Raw genomic sequence first — 16,226 nt, 5'->3', positions numbered from 1 at the left:
CGTGGCGTCCTCATGCTATACCACGGTCTGTAGCCACTTAGAAGTTGCGCAGTTCTGTGAAAAAATACTTAGTTCAAAGAAATATTCATGCTTCGATAGACTCTCTACCTTTGTTAGTTATCTGATAGAGCGTATCCCCACTCTCGAACTCCAAGCGTTCAACACGGCTCTCGTCAACGAGTTCTTTGAGGTAGTTTCCGAGCGTCCGCCGCTCGAACGTCGCGCCGCGCATCTTCAAATTTCGGAAGAGGACGTAGGGCGTAAGAGCCAGATCCGACTGAGCCAAGATCTGAAGCACCTGCTCTTTCCGCTCCTCTTTGCCCATGCCATCCCCGTCCGTAGCGAGAATAATAGAACCGCCGGAACTGTCATTTCCTTGAACGTCGCAAGTTGGCTGATTACGTTTCATGATTGCTTAGTACAGGGCAAACTATTTGTATCCACCGCCCAACGACTTGCGATGACGAAGGCCACTCGCGGATCCGTCGCTCGGCGATGGGTCCTCCCGCGAAAACCAAAGCGGACCCCGCTGTCGAGGCAGCGGGTCCGCGCGGGCCTTCGTGAAACAGGCACGAAAGCCATGTTCGACAATGCTACGCGGGGGCAAGAATCCCCCGACCGACAGACGACTCGACTCCTGACCGACGGCGGCGCGACGACGGACGACGGCTCGCTTTACCCCGACGTGAATCCAAACACCGGGAGCAACGCGTGGCTGATCCGACAGATCGCCGTCGACCTCGGCCTCGTGACGTACTGGAACGGCGACTGTCCGGACGCGCTGACGAACCACCACCGGCGAGTCGGGATCGGCCACATCGTCGGTGAGGGGTCGTCTGCGGTGTCACGCTTTCAGAAAAGCGACCTCGTCGCTATCGCCGCGTATCTCACGAACCGTCCGAAGCGCGGGTTCTACGATCAGACCACGAGTGAACTGCGCGCGCTGATCGCCGAGGAAGTCGGCGTCGAGTACGATCCCGACCGGTCGACGACGCCGTTCCGGAAGGACGAACTCGGCGCCGTGCTGATGGAGTGTGCTCGAATCGACTTCCGACAGGACGGTGGTCCGCAGTGAGCGACCTGATTACCGTCTGTCCGGCGTGCGACTCCCCAGCGATCAAGCCGCGCACGCCGGCGAAATTCGATTCGCCGGACCACCAGGCATCCGAGTGGTATTGTAACGACTGTCAGCATCAGTTCGACGAGCCCGTCCGTCGCGAGCGCCGCGGCGGTGGCGGGCGCAACGGACTCGCCGGCAAGCTCGTCGACGCCGACCCGGACGATCTCCGCGCCGACGGCGGCCGCGAAGAAGTGTTCGTCGTCGACACTGTCAGCGGCGAGCCCGAGGCCTTTCATCTGTTTCGGTCCTGCTGTCAGGTCCAGCAGGCCGTCCACGGCGCCGAGCGCGTCCCTCGCGAGCGCGTCGACGAGGGGTTGTCGCTGTGTCCGACCTGTCGGAAGCGCCAGGACGACTACCGCGCGCCGACGAGAGGCCTCGCGAAAGATCTCGTCGAGGCCGATGCCGGTGATCTCGTGACTGACGGTGGTGAGTCGTACTGCGCCGAGTGTCACCGTGCGGTCGCTCGCGAGGACCGCGTCGAAGTCGGCGGCGAGGTGTACCACCGGCAGTGTGCGCCCGATGAGGCAGTCGCGAACCGGCAGGTCGACGAGTTCAGCTCCGACGGCGGGGCGCCGGCGGCGACGTGTACGCACTGTGGCGTGTCCTTCCCGCCGGAGAGTGCCTGTGGGTCTGGGAAGGGCCACAATTTCGTCGCGTTCGACGGCGGGCAGCCACGTCCCGAGACGCCGTGGAAGCCCATCGACGCCGAGCGCATCAACGGCCGCTGGGTCATCCTGGTGGCGAAGTGGACGCCCGACGGCTGGACGTTCGCCGAGCGCGTCGAACGCGATCTCCCCTCGTATCTGGAGGTCCGGGATGGGCCAGGCCCGAGCGACGAGCCGGTGGCCGACGGCGGGCGCCCACGCCACGACCACATCGTCGCCGCGATTCTCGAAGGGCGCCGGCGTCCGAGCGACCGCCTCCGCGATGGCCTGCGCGCCGACGGCGGCGGGGAGCTTCCAGCCCCTGACCGTCGCGAGCAGGAGCGACGCGCCCGGCAGGCCGCTCGCTCGCTGGTCGCTTGGTGTGAGCGCGCGGGATTCGATCCTGTCCTGGTGCTCGCGTCCGAGCGCGAGAGCGTGCCGCGGGCGGATGGCGGTCGAGGGCGTATCTGGGATCATGAGGACTGCCCCCGTGATGCCTGTGACGGCGAACTCCAGCAACAGGACGACTTCAACGTGATGTGTCTCTCCTGTGAAGAGGTCTGGGGGCATCACAAGAACGACGAGGAACACTACCTCGTCTCGAAGGAGTCGAACATCGTCGCCCGGAAGCCGCGTGATGAGGTCTCGGATCACTACTGCGAGATCTGCTCGACTGAGTTCCAGACTATCGCGCGGTTGATCAAGCACGACTGCGACGACCAGGAGGACGCGCGGCTGGTGACGGATGGCGGGGCGCCGGAAGATCCTACCGAACCGTTCGGTGACGAGGACGCCGCCGCGCTCCATGCGCGAAAGACCAGCGATCACGTTCAGATCCAAGTCGTCGCGGGCGAGGAAGTGGTGTTCCACGCGAGGCCGCGCGTCGAAACCGCACTTCGAGTGTTCCGTGCGGCAGTCCAGGTGTTCGGATCTCACGGGTGGCCCGAGAAATACGGTGAGAGTAGCGATAACGGAGGTGACGCGTTCCAGTGAGCCTCGATTGGCCCGAAGAGTTCGAGCGGACGCCCGAGTCCGACCGCCGGCCGTACCCCCACGGCTTTCAGCAGTATCCCGCTCAAGACTCGGAGAGGCGTTGGGGCTGCCCGGTCACGAAGGGGGTCGCGGTCATGGTGAGCGAGCCACTCGTCGAGATCGAGGACGGTGTCGTCTGGTACTTCGAGGGCGAGGACCGGGACATGAAGGGCAAGTTCGAGGGCTCGATCACGGTGTATCCCGACTGGGTTCGGACTGGTGGGCTCGCCGTGCCGACCTGGATCCCGCGAGAACGCGTCGAGCAGGTCCACGAGCGATGAGAGAGTCAGTCGGCGGCGCACGCGAGGATCTGACGCCGATGCTCCCGCGGGACGCGCTCGAGGAGTGGCTGGACGTCGTCCGACAGAATACCGAGGGATCAACTCCCGATACCTACGAGCGCCAGGTCGGCCGGTTTATCGACTGGTGCGAGGAGCGCGGGCTCCTCAACATCAACGAGGTGACCGGCCGGCACATCAAGGCGTTCCGTGACGACCTCGTCAGCGATCTCAGCAAGACGACGCTGACGAATACGCTGCGGACCACGCGGCAGTTCCTTCAGTTCGGGGTTGCTCTGGAGGCGGTCGAGCCGGTCCTCCCGGAGGCGATGGGGCAGATCATCCCCGCACTCACGAAGGGCGAAGAGTCGAGCGACCTCCTGCTCGGCCAGGAGCGCGCCCACGCGATTATCGAGTATCTCGACGAGTATCGGAAGGCCAGCCGCGAGCACGCGCTCTTCCTGCTGCTGTGGGATACTGGGTGTCGGATTAGTGGGTTGCGGGCGCTCGACGTCGACGACTTCGATGCTGAGGCTGGGACCGTGACGTTCCGCAGCCGGCCTGACTCGGGGACGCGGCTCAAGAACGGCGCCGGGAGCGAGCGGATTAACGTCCTCGACGACGAGACGGTCGACGTCGTCGACACCTACGTCCGCCTGCATCGGCTGGATCGCGAGGACGACTACGGGCGCGATCCGTTGCTGACGACGAAATTTGGTCGGCACGCGACGACGACCGTGCGGCGGCTGACCTACGAGCTGACCCAGCCGTGTCTCCGTGGCGGCTGCCCGCACGACGAGGATCCGGAGACCTGCCAGTTCCGCGAGCATGGCCACGAGAGCAAGTGTCCGTCGAGTCTGAGCCCGCATCCCATCCGGACTGGGCGGATTACCGATCTGCGTAACCAGGGCGTGCGGATCACCCACGTCGCCGGTCGGGTCGACGCGATCCCGGAGACGATCCGGCGCTACTACGACAAGCCCGACCTCGGGCAGGACCTCGACCGGCGGCGCCGTGCGATGGAGGATTTAGGACTATGAGAAAACACGAGATCGACAGCGAGAGCGACGAACGAAGCCGCATGGCAACTTCCAATCAGGAGACGTTTCCACGGCGGTCCCATCCTTTTAAATACCGAACGCCAACATCTCTACTCTCAAGTGGGCAAAGCACCAATTTACTCCTCGAAGTAGTCTGTAATAATCCTGAAAACGGGGGGTTAGCGTGACTCCCTGCTACTGCCGTGATCCCGAGCCGGTGTTTCGCTTCGTCGGTCGGAGAATCCACGGCAGCCCCGCGTGGGAACGCCGCTGCGCTAACTGCGGTCGAACGCTTCCACCGGCTAAGGAGGCGAGCGCGTGAACTCCTATGCCGTCTCTCTATCGTCTCCCTCTCGGTCGGAACGCACCCGCCCTGCTCTCTCCCCTGACGAACTCGCCCGGCCCGACCGCTCCGCCACGATCTCGACGGCGGCCGACCACTGCAACTCCCTCACCAACCCCGCTGTGGTGGTCGAACGCTCGTCGAGGACGGGAGGACTGGCCGATGACGTGGCCCGAGTCCGTCGCCTACGTCTGCGGCATCTGCAAGGGTCACGCTATCAGTCTCGCCGGGAAGCCCTGGACGGAAGAGCGCGAGTGTCGATCCTGTTACGAACTCCCCGATCTCGACCGAGCGCCGGCCCCGTCAGCTGACGCGAGCGCCGGAACGCCGTCGACGAAGCCCGCAGTCGCCAGGGCGCGACACCGACGCTCGATCCGGCGCCGGTCGCCATCGACACCCTGCCCGTACGCGACCTCCCACGCCGTCGACGATGCGGTGCGTCGGTGGACCGGCCGACGCCGCCTCGACCGTGCCGACGCGACGGTCGCCTCGTACCGTCGTCGTCTCTCGCACTTCCTCGAGTGGTGGGACGAGCGCGGTAGAAGTGGTCGGCGAACTGACGGCGTGGGACGTCGACGAGTTCGCCATCCATCGCCCGTCCCGACTCACTCGTCGGCGAGTCGTCGGAGCGCGTTCCGCAACAGGAGGACGCCGTCGTACCGGTCGGCTTTCTCCTTCGCGAGCGCGGTCAGGAGGACCTCGTCCAGTTCCGGGGGGACGTCCGCCACCTCGCTCGGCGGCGTCGGCTCCTCGTCGAGGACCCGGCGCATGACCTTCGTGGCCGTCCCCTCGAACGGCGGTCGACCGACGAACAGGTCGTAGAACACGGATCCAAGCTGGTAGACGTCGGTCATGTCGTCGGTCGATCCGTACGCTTCGTCGAACTGTTCGGGTGCCGCGTACTGCGGGGAGAGGCCTTCGAGGCTCTTCGAGTGCTCCAACAGGTGCCGCGACAGGCCCCAGTCGGCCACCTTCGGCACGTCCCACGCGTCCTCGACGTCCCGGAACAACACGTTCGCGGGCTTGAGGTCGAGATGCGCGACGCCCCGCCGGTGGGCGAAGCGGACGCCTTTGGTGATCGCGATGGCGGTCCACAGCGCCTGGTCGAACGCCATCGCTCCGGTTCGATCCGCGAGGTCGCCCGCGTCCATGTACTCCATGGCGATCCACGGCATCGGCTCGGCGTCGTAATCGACCACGCCGACCACGTGGTCGTGGCCGTCGAGTTTGTCCCACGTCTCGGCCTCCCGCATCAGACGGTCGACGGTCTCGACGTGGAGCGTACCCCCGACGCGTGGCTCCTTCACCGCGAGTTCGTCGCCGGCGGGCGTCTCCACGAGGTACACGTCGGCGTTGCCACCCTTGCCGAGAAGCTGCCGGCGCTCTAGCTCCCCGTACGTCACGTCGAGGTCCGGTGCGTCGGGGATCGACCGCGGCGGGCGGTCCCTGACCAGTTCGACCGTCCGCTCCAGCCCCTCCCGACACCGGTCTCGAAGCGTCGCCACGGCCGCGTCCAGCGTTCCGACGTCCAGCCCGTCGACCCGGTCGGCGAGGTCGGCGAGGTCGTCGTCGACGGCCTCGAACCGGTCGATCGCCGCCTCGTACGCCCCCTCGTCGAGACGGTCGAACGCCGCCGCGACCCGGTCGCGGTGGGTGTCGAGCGTCTCGCGGGCCTCGATGCCCGCCCGACAGGTCGTCACCTCGGACCGTACCGTCCCGATCCGCTGCCGGAGGTCCGCCGCCCCGGTCCGCTCGGCGGTCGCCTCGACGGCGTCGAGAGCGCTCGCCGCCTCGTCGAGCCGCGACCGGAGTCTCGACGTCGCCGTGTCGGGGAGGTCGCTGCGGATTCGGGCCAGTCGCTCCTCGACGGCGTCGAGGCGGCCGTCCAGACGCTCGACGGCTCGCCGGTCGAGGCGACGTCTCGCCGCCCGTCGCCCGGCCCGGCACCGTCCGGCGAGGGACTCTATCTCGGCTCGCAGTTCGGCGTCCTCGTGGTCGCTCCGGTCGGCCAGGGCTTCGGTGTCGGCCGCCACGCGGTCGAACGCCGAGAGCGCCGCCAGGGGATCGCCGCTCTCGAGGCGATCCTCGGCGGTTTCGACCCGCTCGCGAAGCCGGGAGACGGCGTCCCGCGTCTCGCGTCGCGCCTCGACCGCCGACCGGAGGTCCGCGAGGTCCTCGCGCAGCGCCGTCGCCTGGTGGCGGTGGACGTCCCGACCGTGGTCGCTCGCCCGGTCCCGAACCGCCTCGATCCGTTCGATCAGTTCGTCGGCCTGCGTCTCGGCGGCCTCGATTGCCCCGTCGTCGAGGCGGTCGCGGGCCGATTCGACCCCGCGTCGCACGTCCGCCAGCTCCCGCTCCAGATCGGTCTCTCGCCCCTCGCGAGCGGCCGTCCGTACCGTCGCGGTGCGATCCCGAAGCCCCGCGATCCGCGAGGCGAGGTCGTCGAATCCGCGGTCGGCGACCCGGGAGTCGAGGGCGGCGAGGTCGTCACGCAGATCGTCGAGGTCGGCGAGCGTGGCCTCGGGATCGTCGTCGACGCGCCCCCGGAGCGCGTCGAGGCGGTCCGCGAGGCGATCGGTCTCGTCCGCGAACTGCTCGTGGGCGTCGCGTCGGTCGGCGATCCGCTCGCGCTCCGCGCGCAGGTCGTCGAGGGCGCCCTCGGCGCCCGAATCGAGCGTCTCGATCGCGGCGTCCAGCCGGTCGAGTGCGTCGTCGAAGGCCCCCGCGGCGGCGGCGGTTTCGGCCTCGTCGAGGACGTCCCCGACCCGATCCGGGGGAGGCGTTCGGGACGGCTCGGACCCGGAGCCGACGCCGGGCGGCGGGTCGACGGACAGCCCCGGTCGTGTCCGCAGCAGATCGCGGGCGAACGCCGCCGGCTCCGCACAGAGTTCGTGCGTCGACTCGGCACCGCCCTCGTGTTCGAGTCGAACCCGCGGGACGCCGTCGTCCGTCCTCCCGAAGACGACCCGGACGAGGTCGCCGGCAGTCGACTCGGTCACGTCGTAGAGGTTGTCGTCGACGGCGACGAGCCGATCCGACGTGAGGACGAGCCACGTGTTGGCCCGCACGCTTCCGAGCGTCTCGACCGCCGAGACGAACCGCTCCCCGTCGACGAGTCCGTCCTCGAGGTGGCCGCGAACCTGCGCGGGAAGCGACTCCATGGCCGTCGCGTACCCCGGCTCGTCGGAACGCTGTCGGTCGACGGCCGGAGGCGGGGACGGCGGTGGATCGTCGGGGGACGGGTCGGCCGGCGCGGAGTCGGGGTCGTCGCCGTTGCGACGGAGATACCAGAGGCCGCCGCCCGCGCCGAGGGCGCCGAGGAGGCCCGCCACCGGGAGCATCGCGTTCGCGTCGGTGGGGGCGTCGCCGAACGCATCGTCGCGGCCGCCGCCGGCGCCGGAGACGTTCCCCGACCGCGAAGTCGGCGTCGACGTCGACGTCGGCGTCGGAGTGGCCGTCTCGCCGAGGATCACGTACAGGTTCCCGTCGTTGCTTCCGACGTAGACGGTGCCGTTCGCCACCGCCGGCGACGAGTAGACGAAATCGTCGGTCTCGACTCGCCACCGTTCGGTTCCCGCCGTCGCGTCCAGCGCGTAGACGGTGTTTCCGCCCCCCACGTAGACGGTCCCGTCGACCACTGCCGGGGAGGCCCTCGACTCGCCCGTCCGGAAGCGCCAGCGCTGCTCCCCCGACTCCGCGTCCACCGCGTACACGTTGGAACCGCGACTCCCGACGTAGACGGTGCCGTTCGCCACCGCCGGCGACGACTGTACCTTGCCGTCCGTCCGGAAGTGCCACCGCTCGACCCCCGACCCCGCATCCAGCGCGTACAGGTGACCGTCGTTGCTCCCGACGTAGACGGTGCCGTCGACGACCGCCGGCGAGGACAGTAGCCTGCCGTCCGTCCGGAAGCGCCACCGCTGCTCCCCCGACTCCGCGTCCACCGCGTACACGCTGTGGTCGCTGCTCCCGACGTAGACGGTGCCGTCGACGACCGCCGGCGACGAAAACACCGTCCCGTCGGTCCCGAATCGCCACCGTTCCGTCCCCGAATCCGCAGCCAGCGCGTACACGGTACCGTCGGTACTGCCGAGATAGACTCCGCCGTCGCTCACCGCTGGCGCCGAGTCCACTCGGTCGCCGGTCCGGAACCGCCACCGCTCCTGCCCCGACTCCGCTGCCAGCGCGTACAGGTGGCCGTCACCGCTCCCGACGTAGACGGTGCCGTCGGTCACGACCGGTGGCGCATCCACCGAATCGCCCGGCTCGAAACGCCACCGCTCGGTTTCGGATCGGGCGTCCAGCGCGTACAGGGCCCCGGCGGAGGGGTTGCCGCCGACGGATCGTGACGCGAAGACGGTGCCGTCGACCACCGCCGGCGGCATCCGCACCCATCCGCCCAACTCGATGCGCCTGACCGCCGCGAACGCATCGCCGGGGCCCGTGTTCCCCGACGCGTGGCCGCTGCGCGCGTCGTCGTACCCGAGCTGTGGCCACGACTCCCCGCCCTGTCCGGTCGCGACGCCCGTCGTCCCCGAGGCGACCGTCCCGCCGACGACCGCCACGCCGACCGCCCGCAGGGCGTTCCTCCGGGTCCATCCCCTCCCCGAATCGGCCATTACCTGCGTGTGTCACACGAAGATAATAAGCGGTTCGCCGCGGGCGGCGGCTCCGTCTCCGAGCGCAATTATCATCGCTGATGCGGGCGACACAACCGCTATTAGCCGTTCGACTGAGTTCGTCCGTATGGCAGGGGCGAACGCGGGCGAGTCGGCCGGCACGACGGCGTCCGGACTCCGGCAGCGGATACACCGGGACTACGTCAGATACATCCCCAGCGGGGACAACATCCCGGAGGAGACGTGGCAGGCGCGCCACAGGGGGATCGTCCTCCTGTTGCTGGCTCACGCACCCGTCCTGTTCCTGCTCGGACGCTTCACGGGCACCGATCCGTACGTCACGGGCGCGGAGTTCACCGCCGAGCCGCTGGCGATCGTCGTGGCGGAGGTCGGCATGCTCGTCGGGCTCGGGCTGTTGGCGAGTTACTCGGGACTCGGGCGGCGGGTACGGACGGCGCTCGCGTCGGTCGGGCTGATGACCGCGTCCGCGATCGTCGTCTACTTCTCGGGCGGGTTCATCGAGGCGCACTTCCACTTTTTCGTCATGGTGGCCGTGGTCGCCATCTACGAGGACTGGGTCCCCTTCCTGCTGGGCGTCGGATACGTGGCGATCCAGCACGGTTTCTTCGGGATGATGAACCCGGCCGCGGTGTACAACCACACCGCGGCGGTCCAGAACCCGTGGGGCTGGGCGCTCGTCCACGCGGTCTACATCCTCGCGCTCTCGGGGGCGCTGATCCAGAACTGGATCTCCATCGAGCGCTCCCGCGAGGAGACGGAACGACAGATCGAGAACGTCGAGGAGAGCGAGGGCCTGATCGATGACCTGGAGGAGAAGCAGGCCGAACTCGAGGAGGCGAAAGCCGAGGCCGAGGCGCGGCAGGCGGAGGTCGAACGGCTGAACCGCGCGCTGTTGACGCAGGCCGACGACGTCGCCGCGGCGATGGACGCGGTGGCGAACGGCGACTTCACCGCCGAGTCGCCCGCGGAGACGGACATCGAGGCCATCGCGGAGATCAGCGAGGCGTTCGGGGAGATGACGACGGAGCTCTCCGCGACCGTCCTCGACCTGCGGGAGTTCGCGGCGACCGTCGAGGGGACGACCCGATCGGTCCACGACGACGCGGAGACGCTCGAGCGCACACAGCAGGAACTCGCCGGCGACGTCCGCGAGTTCGCGAACTCGCTCCGCGAGCAGGCGGGGGAACTCGAATCGACCACCGACGACCTGAGCACGCTCTCGGCCACCATCGAGGAGATAGCGGCGAACGCGGGCGAGGTGTCCGAGGAGGCCGGCAACGCGGCCGACGCCGCCGAGACGGGGACGGCGACCGCCGCCGAGGCCATCGAGGCCATCGAACACGTCGAGCGGACCGTCGATGAACTCGGGGACCTGGTCGCGTCCCTCGACAGCCGGATGGACGACGTCGCGGAGAGCACCGACCTCATCGAGGAGATCGCCGAACAGACGAACATCCTCGCGCTGAACGCCAACATCGAGGCGGCACACGCGACGACGGACGGGGAGGGGTTCGCGGTCGTCGCCGACGAGGTCAAGTCACTCGCCAGCGAGACCCGGGAACACTCCGCGGCCATCGAGCGGACGATAGCCGAGACGATCCGGGACGTCGACCGGGTGCAAGCCGAGATGGAGGAGACCAGAGCGCAGATCGAGACGGGCAAGGCGACGATGAACGAGGCCAGCGACGCGTTCGCGGCGCTGACCGAAACCGTCGCGGACGTCGACGCCTCCGTCGACGAGGTGGCCACGGCGACCGACGACGGCGCGCGGACGACCGAGGAGGTCGTCGCCGCCATCGAGCAGGTGGCGGAGCGCTCCCGGACGATAGCGGACCGGAGCGAGTCGCTCGCGGAGCGGGCGGAGACGGGCGCGACCACCGTCTCGGAGATCCGGTCGCAGCTCGACGGCCTCACCGAGCAGACGGCGACCCTGAGAGAGCGCCTCGACACCTTCACGTGCGAGACGGGCGAGGCGGCCGGGCGCTGAGTCGCCCACGCCACGGCCGTTGCCCCGCCGAACGACGGTCAGGCCGTCCGCTCGAATCGGTGACGGACGACCGTCGAGTCGTCTTCCCACTCGAAGTCGTCGTGGGCGCGCTCCAGGATCTGCCGGTAGTGATCGAGATCGCGCGCGCCCTCGGCGCGGGCGTCGGCGTCGGTCAGGTCGCCGAGGGTCCGTTCGTCGACGGCGACGACCTCGAAGGTCGTCCCGTCGAGGTCGAAGGTGTCACCCACCGCCGCGTACTCCTGCCCGCGGTGGATCCGTGTCACCTCGCCGTCGAGGGCACCCTGGCGCAGTCCGTCGTTCGGCAACAGCGTCTCGGGATCGATCTCGGCCATACCTGGAGGCGGGACCGGAGCGTGAAAACCCTTGGCAGGCCCGTCGGAACGCCCGGGACGCGAGCCACGACCGACGCGAGTCAGTCGTCGGCGTCGGGAAACACGAACCCGTCGCCGTCCGGATCGTCCGGGTCCGCGGAGACCCAGACGTCCGTCACCTCGGTCCGCTCGACCGGAACCTCCCGCCGGCTCCCCATCGCGCCGACCTCCTTGGTCGGGAACTCGCCGTCGGGGGCGGCGACCGTCAGCTCCGAGTGGGCGAACAGATACTGGGGCGTGAGACAGACGTCCCCGGAGAGTTCGCCGCGGATCACGCCGTCGCCGGTGAACGTGATCGCCCGCCGATACTCCCGTTTACACGCCGGGCACGTGCCGTCGTAGGGGCGCTCCTCGGCGTCGCCGGTCATGATTCGCTCGGTCATATCGCGTACCAGGGCGTGGCGGAAGTATATCGTTTGCGACCGCGCCGCCATCGCGGTGGCCGTCGCTCGCGGACATGGCGTCGAAAAAATGAAGCCACACCGCGTGACCGCTTTCGGCGGTCAGTCGTGATTCAGTCGTCGCGCCGGGTCGCGAGCAGCGCGGCCGCGAGCAGCGCGATGACCGCGACGATGGCACCGAAGCCGGGACCGCCGCCCTCGGTGGGCGTCGGCGTGTCAGTCGGCGTCGGCTCCGGCGTCGGTTCGGGCGTCGGTTCGGGCGTCGCCGTCGGCGTCGGTGCCGGCGTGTCCGTCGGCGTCGGTGCCGGCGTGTCCGTCGGCTCCGGCGTCGCCGTCTGCACCTGCTGGACGATCTCGACCTCGACGACGTCAGTGTTGTAGCTGTCGTCGGCCTCGAGGATGTACGAGCCGGTCTGCACGTCCTCGAGCTCCAGCGAGACCATCCAGGTGCCGTCGAAGGACCACTCCTCGGTCGTCGTCAGCGCGACCGAGTCGCCGTCCTGCGTCAGCAGTTCGACGGTGATGGAGTTGTCGTCGGGGCGCAGGTTCGTGCCACCCTCGGCGACCAGCGTGTCGTCGACACCGACCGGGTTGACACCCGAGGCTTCCATGCCTTCGGGGTAGACCGTGTCGACGGTCGTCTGCGCGTCCGCGTAGCGGAAGCGCGTCGTGACCATCCGGTCGTCGCTCGCGACTTCCTCGGTCGTCGCATCGAGGATGCGCGAGCGGACCTGCTGGCCCGTCAGACCCGAGTTGTCGTTGTCCAGCTCCGTCACGAAGGTGTCGAAGCTGGTCGTCGAGCCGACGTTCGGCGCGTCGAAGCTCCCGTCACCGAACTGGTCGTCGCGGCCGGGGATGAGGACGTGACCGCTGACCTCGCCCTCGGCGAGACCGCTCCCGCCGATCGACTCGGAGACGGTGAGGTCATCGTCGTCGAACGTGTTGTCGTCGTCGACGCTGACGGAGTGAAGCGCCACGTTCCCACGCTCACCGACGAAGAGGACGGTCGCCTGCTGCGAGCCGAAGGCCGTCCCGGAGACGTTGACCTCGTTGTCCTCGACGGCCACCTGGCCGCCGACGGTCTTGAAGCTCGCCTGCAGTTCCGTGTCGAGCACCCGCAGCGACTTCTGGGAGCTCGTGTTCGTGTTGAACTCCGAGGTCGTCAGCCGCGAAATCTCGCCGGAGCCCAGACCGATGGTGCCACCGACGCCGCCGGCGTCGATCACGCCGAGGCGGTAGGTGCCGGGCTGGGACAGTTCGTTGTTACCGGGACCGTTACCCTCCGAGAGGATGACGTCCTCCTCCTCGAAGGTGCCGTCCGCGTCGACGGTGATCGTGTCCTGGCCGTCGATCTGGAGCAGCTGGTAGTCGTTCTGTCGGCGGACGAAGAAGGCGACGTCGTCGATGCCCTCGGAGGCCGTCCCGTTCACGTCCACCTCGCTCCCGACGACGTACGTGCTGCCGGGCGACTCGATCGAGAGGTCACCCTGCTCGATGGTGAGGGTCTGGTCGTCCGTCTCGTTGTCCTCGGCAGCCTGGCCGTTCTGGTCGAACGGGACGAGGAAGCCCTGCTCGTACAGGAAGACGTCCACGTCCGAGTCGTCGAGGTACTGCGTCTCGATCTGACCGACGCCGACGCCCGTGTCGTCGTCGATGGTCACGTTCGCGTACGCGTACTCGATCGTGCCGCTGGGCGTGGTGCCCCGGGGCACGGCCGTGTTGCCGTTGTCGGTGACGACACCGACGCTGTCGGTGTCACCGACCTGACGGAAGATGCGCTGGGCGTTCTCGCCCGTGACGCCGTCGCGGAAGTCGTCGGATTCGATCAGGACCGTGTGCCGGTCGCCGGCGTCGGAGCCCTGAATCTCGAAGCGGACGTCCTCACCGCGGACGACGTCGTCCTCGTCGATCTCGAGGTTCGCGTCGTCGTCGCCGGTGACCGTGATGGTCGTCGACTGGGTCGCCTCACCGAAGCCGAGGTCGTCCGAGCCGGCGACCGAGATGGTGTACGTGCCGGTGCCCTGGTCCGAGAGGTCGAGGTCCCAACCGACTTCGTTGCTCGAGACCTGGATCTCGGTGGGTTCACCGTCGCGGACGTCGACGCCGCCCTCGACGTCGAAGTCGGCAACCGCGCCGCCCAGGATGACGTCACCGGTCACGTCGAGACCGGTGTCGTCCTCGACGGTGACTTCGAGGTCCTCGGCTTCCTCGTAGTTCCAGGCAGCGACGACGGCGAGTTCGCCGGCGCCGGAGTCGGCGTCGCCTTCACCGACCGAGCCGCCGGCGATGTCCTCGCCGTTCGTGTTGACGATCTCCAGCGTGGTGACACGCGGGGTCGTGACCGTCACGCCCGGGGCGCCCGTGGCGCCGGTGGTCGTGTAGCGACCCGTCTCCTGGGTCTGCGGGACGTCCGGGAGTTCGAGGGGCACGCCCTCGGCGTCGCCGGCCGTCTTCAGGAGTTCGTTGTTCGCGAGCGCGCCACCGAGCTGGAGGTCGGACTCGCCCTGGAAGACGGTCGCGCCGTCGAAGATGTACCCTTCGCCGTCCTCGGTGTTGAAGTCGCCGGTGCCGTCGGCGTTGAGGGCACGGCTATCGGCGCCGGGATTGGGCGAGACGAGAGCGACCGAGGTGCTCGTACTCGCGCTGGCGTTGTTCGCAGCGTCGATGTTGATCGTTCCGGACCCCGAACTCGCACCCTGGGAGTCGACGGTGACGTCGATGAACAGCGTGGCGGTGGCGTTCGTGTTGTCGGTGTTTGTGTCGTCGATCGGAACGCTGACCGTACTACCCGAGACGGTGCCCGACGAGACGGACGCACCACCCGATGCGCCGACCAGCGACTCGTTGCTCACCGACTGGGGATCGACGTTGGACACGCCCGAGTAGTCGAACTCCAGCGTGTCGCTGGTGGAGTTGTTCAGTTCGAAGTCGACCTGTACCGTATGCGTCGTGCTAGCGACACTAGTGGTAATGTCGGTAGCGGACGCGTTCTGAAGGTTCGCCGCTTCCGCGGCGGCCGTCCCGGAGAACGCGACGGTGCCAGCGAACACGCTGAACACCATCAGCGCCGCGAGTACGACCGCGCGGACTTTCTGGTTATAGTCTGTCATGTGTTGCGATTGGATTCGCTGGCAATCCGGAGGGGACCTCTTTCATGCCGGGTTCGTGGCCCGACCGGGGACGGCCAGACCACTGGTAGGGGTGTCTGGATCTGTTACTCAGATAAGGTAAATACTTTGTGTATCTAACTTATCTAATCTCACATTTTTTTCCGCGTGTCTCCCTGAAGGCAAAAATATCGGGTGTCGAGGCCTCATACGCCGGATCCGATATCCGCGTGGACGACAGCCGACCGGCGGGAGGGCGGACAGAGGTGGCGCCCGACCGGCGGGCCGTCGAGGGGCGACCACGCCCGCCGTCGCGGGCGGGGGACGTTGTCCTCAGTCGCGCCGCCGTCGGAGCCGCTCGATCCGCTCGGTCATCGGCGGATGCGACGCCAGCAGGTCGGTGACCGGTCCTTCCTCGTCGCCGTGGACGAGCAGCGGCGACAGCACGCCGTCGGGGGTCGCCGCGCGGTCGATCTTCTCCAGCGCGCTCGCCAGCGCCAGGGACCCCGTCAGCCGCGCGGCGGCGTCGTCGGCCGCGTACTCCCGGTGTCGCGAGTACGCCTGCACGACGGCGGTGAGCGCGAACAGGCACACGGCGACGAGGCTCGTCATCGCGGCGTCGGCGACGCGGACGGTGCGGCGGAACTGCACGGGGTCGTCGCCGCGGAGGAGCGCGAGCGCACGGGCGACGCCCCCGACGAGCAAGGCGAGCGGCAGGACGAGGAGCCAGACCACCCCGGTGACCGTGCGGACCAGGCTGTAGCCGAGGGTCTTGACCAGGCTGTCCCGTCCCTTCAGGTGTGCGAGTTCGTGGGCGACGATGGCCTCCAGTTCCGCGGCGGTCAGCAGCGAGAACAGCGACCGGGCGAGCACCACGTCGCCGTCGCGGGCGCCGCCGAGGGCGAGCGCGTTGGGCTGTGGCATCGGGGCGACGAGCAGGCGCGGCGGCGCGACGCCCAGGCGGTCCGCGAGGGTCTCGACCCGCCGATGGAGTTCCGGCGCCGCCGACCGCGGCAGTTCGTCGGCGTCGAGGGCGTAGCGGATCCGGGCGGTCCCCAGCCGATAGCTCGCGTAGCCGAGGGCGAGGGTCAGGGCGGCCCCGAGGACGACGGTGACGACCGGGTCGGGGCGCCGGGCCCACAGGACCAGCAGCGCCCAGTAGGTGAGCAGGGCCAGCGTCCCGTAGGCGAGGAGGGTGAGGACGGCCAGCAGCGCGAGGAGGATCTGACCGGACCGTCGCAT

At 68.4% G+C, this 16,226-nt stretch carries 11 protein-coding genes; 5 read left to right on the top strand and 6 right to left on the bottom strand.

The annotated features are described in order from the left end of the window. Positions 1-85 precede the first annotated feature (85 nt). A complete protein-coding gene (locus tag NBT67_RS14140) occupies positions 86-325 on the bottom strand; it encodes a hypothetical protein (protein ID WP_251342407.1) in 240 nt (79 codons plus the stop codon). A 255-nt stretch (positions 326-580) separates the two neighbouring features. Here NBT67_RS14140 and NBT67_RS14135 point away from each other — a divergent pair, with 255 nt between their 5' ends. From NBT67_RS14135 to NBT67_RS14120, 4 genes are read left to right on the top strand one after another with little or no spacing between them, the layout of a single operon-like run. Then, entirely contained in the window at positions 581-1,075 is a 495-nt protein-coding gene (locus NBT67_RS14135; protein WP_251342406.1) for a hypothetical protein, read from the top strand. Then, the gene (locus NBT67_RS14130; RefSeq protein WP_251342405.1) at positions 1,072-2,757 is read left to right on the top strand and encodes a hypothetical protein; all 1,686 of its coding nucleotides are present in this window, start codon (positions 1,072-1,074) and stop codon (positions 2,755-2,757) included. The genes NBT67_RS14135 and NBT67_RS14130 overlap by 4 nt, the downstream gene beginning before the upstream one ends. After that, positions 2,754-3,077: a hypothetical protein gene (locus NBT67_RS14125; RefSeq protein WP_251342404.1), complete on the top strand. Its 324-nt coding sequence runs from the start codon at positions 2,754-2,756 to the stop codon at positions 3,075-3,077. The genes NBT67_RS14130 and NBT67_RS14125 overlap by 4 nt, the downstream gene beginning before the upstream one ends. After that, on the top strand, positions 3,074-4,114 hold the full coding sequence (locus NBT67_RS14120) for a tyrosine-type recombinase/integrase (protein WP_251342403.1): 1,041 nt from the start codon (positions 3,074-3,076) through the stop codon (positions 4,112-4,114). The genes NBT67_RS14125 and NBT67_RS14120 overlap by 4 nt, the downstream gene beginning before the upstream one ends. Before the next feature lie 948 nt (positions 4,115-5,062). Here the strand turns inward: NBT67_RS14120 and NBT67_RS14115 are convergent. Then, positions 5,063-9,076, bottom strand: coding sequence for an outer membrane protein assembly factor BamB family protein (locus NBT67_RS14115; RefSeq protein WP_251342402.1), 4,014 nt, complete (start codon positions 9,074-9,076; stop codon positions 5,063-5,065). A 127-nt stretch (positions 9,077-9,203) separates the two neighbouring features. Between NBT67_RS14115 and NBT67_RS14110 the strand changes: the two genes are divergently transcribed. Continuing rightward, positions 9,204-11,084, top strand: coding sequence for a methyl-accepting chemotaxis protein (locus tag NBT67_RS14110; protein ID WP_251342401.1), 1,881 nt, complete (start codon positions 9,204-9,206; stop codon positions 11,082-11,084). A 38-nt stretch (positions 11,085-11,122) separates the two neighbouring features. Here the strand turns inward: NBT67_RS14110 and NBT67_RS14105 are convergent, their stop codons facing one another. From NBT67_RS14105 to NBT67_RS14090, 4 genes are all read right to left on the bottom strand, one after another. Next, entirely contained in the window at positions 11,123-11,437 is a 315-nt protein-coding gene (locus NBT67_RS14105) for an ASCH domain-containing protein (protein ID WP_251342400.1), read from the bottom strand. A gap of 80 nt (positions 11,438-11,517) precedes the next feature. Then, a complete protein-coding gene (locus NBT67_RS14100; protein WP_251342399.1) occupies positions 11,518-11,859 on the bottom strand; it encodes a hypothetical protein in 342 nt (113 codons plus the stop codon). Between the two features lie 131 nt (positions 11,860-11,990). Further along, positions 11,991-14,987, bottom strand: a complete 2,997-nt coding sequence (gene csg / locus NBT67_RS14095; RefSeq protein ID WP_251342398.1) for an HVO_2072 family ArtA-dependent S-layer glycoprotein — start codon at positions 14,985-14,987, stop codon at positions 11,991-11,993. Between the two features lie 330 nt (positions 14,988-15,317). Next, positions 15,318-16,226 (bottom strand): M48 family metallopeptidase, encoded by a 909-nt coding sequence (locus tag NBT67_RS14090; RefSeq protein WP_251342397.1) that lies wholly within the window; start codon positions 16,224-16,226, stop codon positions 15,318-15,320.

The sequence above is a fragment of the Haloplanus sp. GDY1 genome (assembly GCF_023703775.1).
In the GTDB taxonomy this organism is placed as follows: Archaea; Halobacteriota; Halobacteria; order Halobacteriales; family Haloferacaceae; genus Haloplanus; species Haloplanus halophilus.
This window is presented reverse-complemented; position numbering and strand designations above follow the sequence as displayed.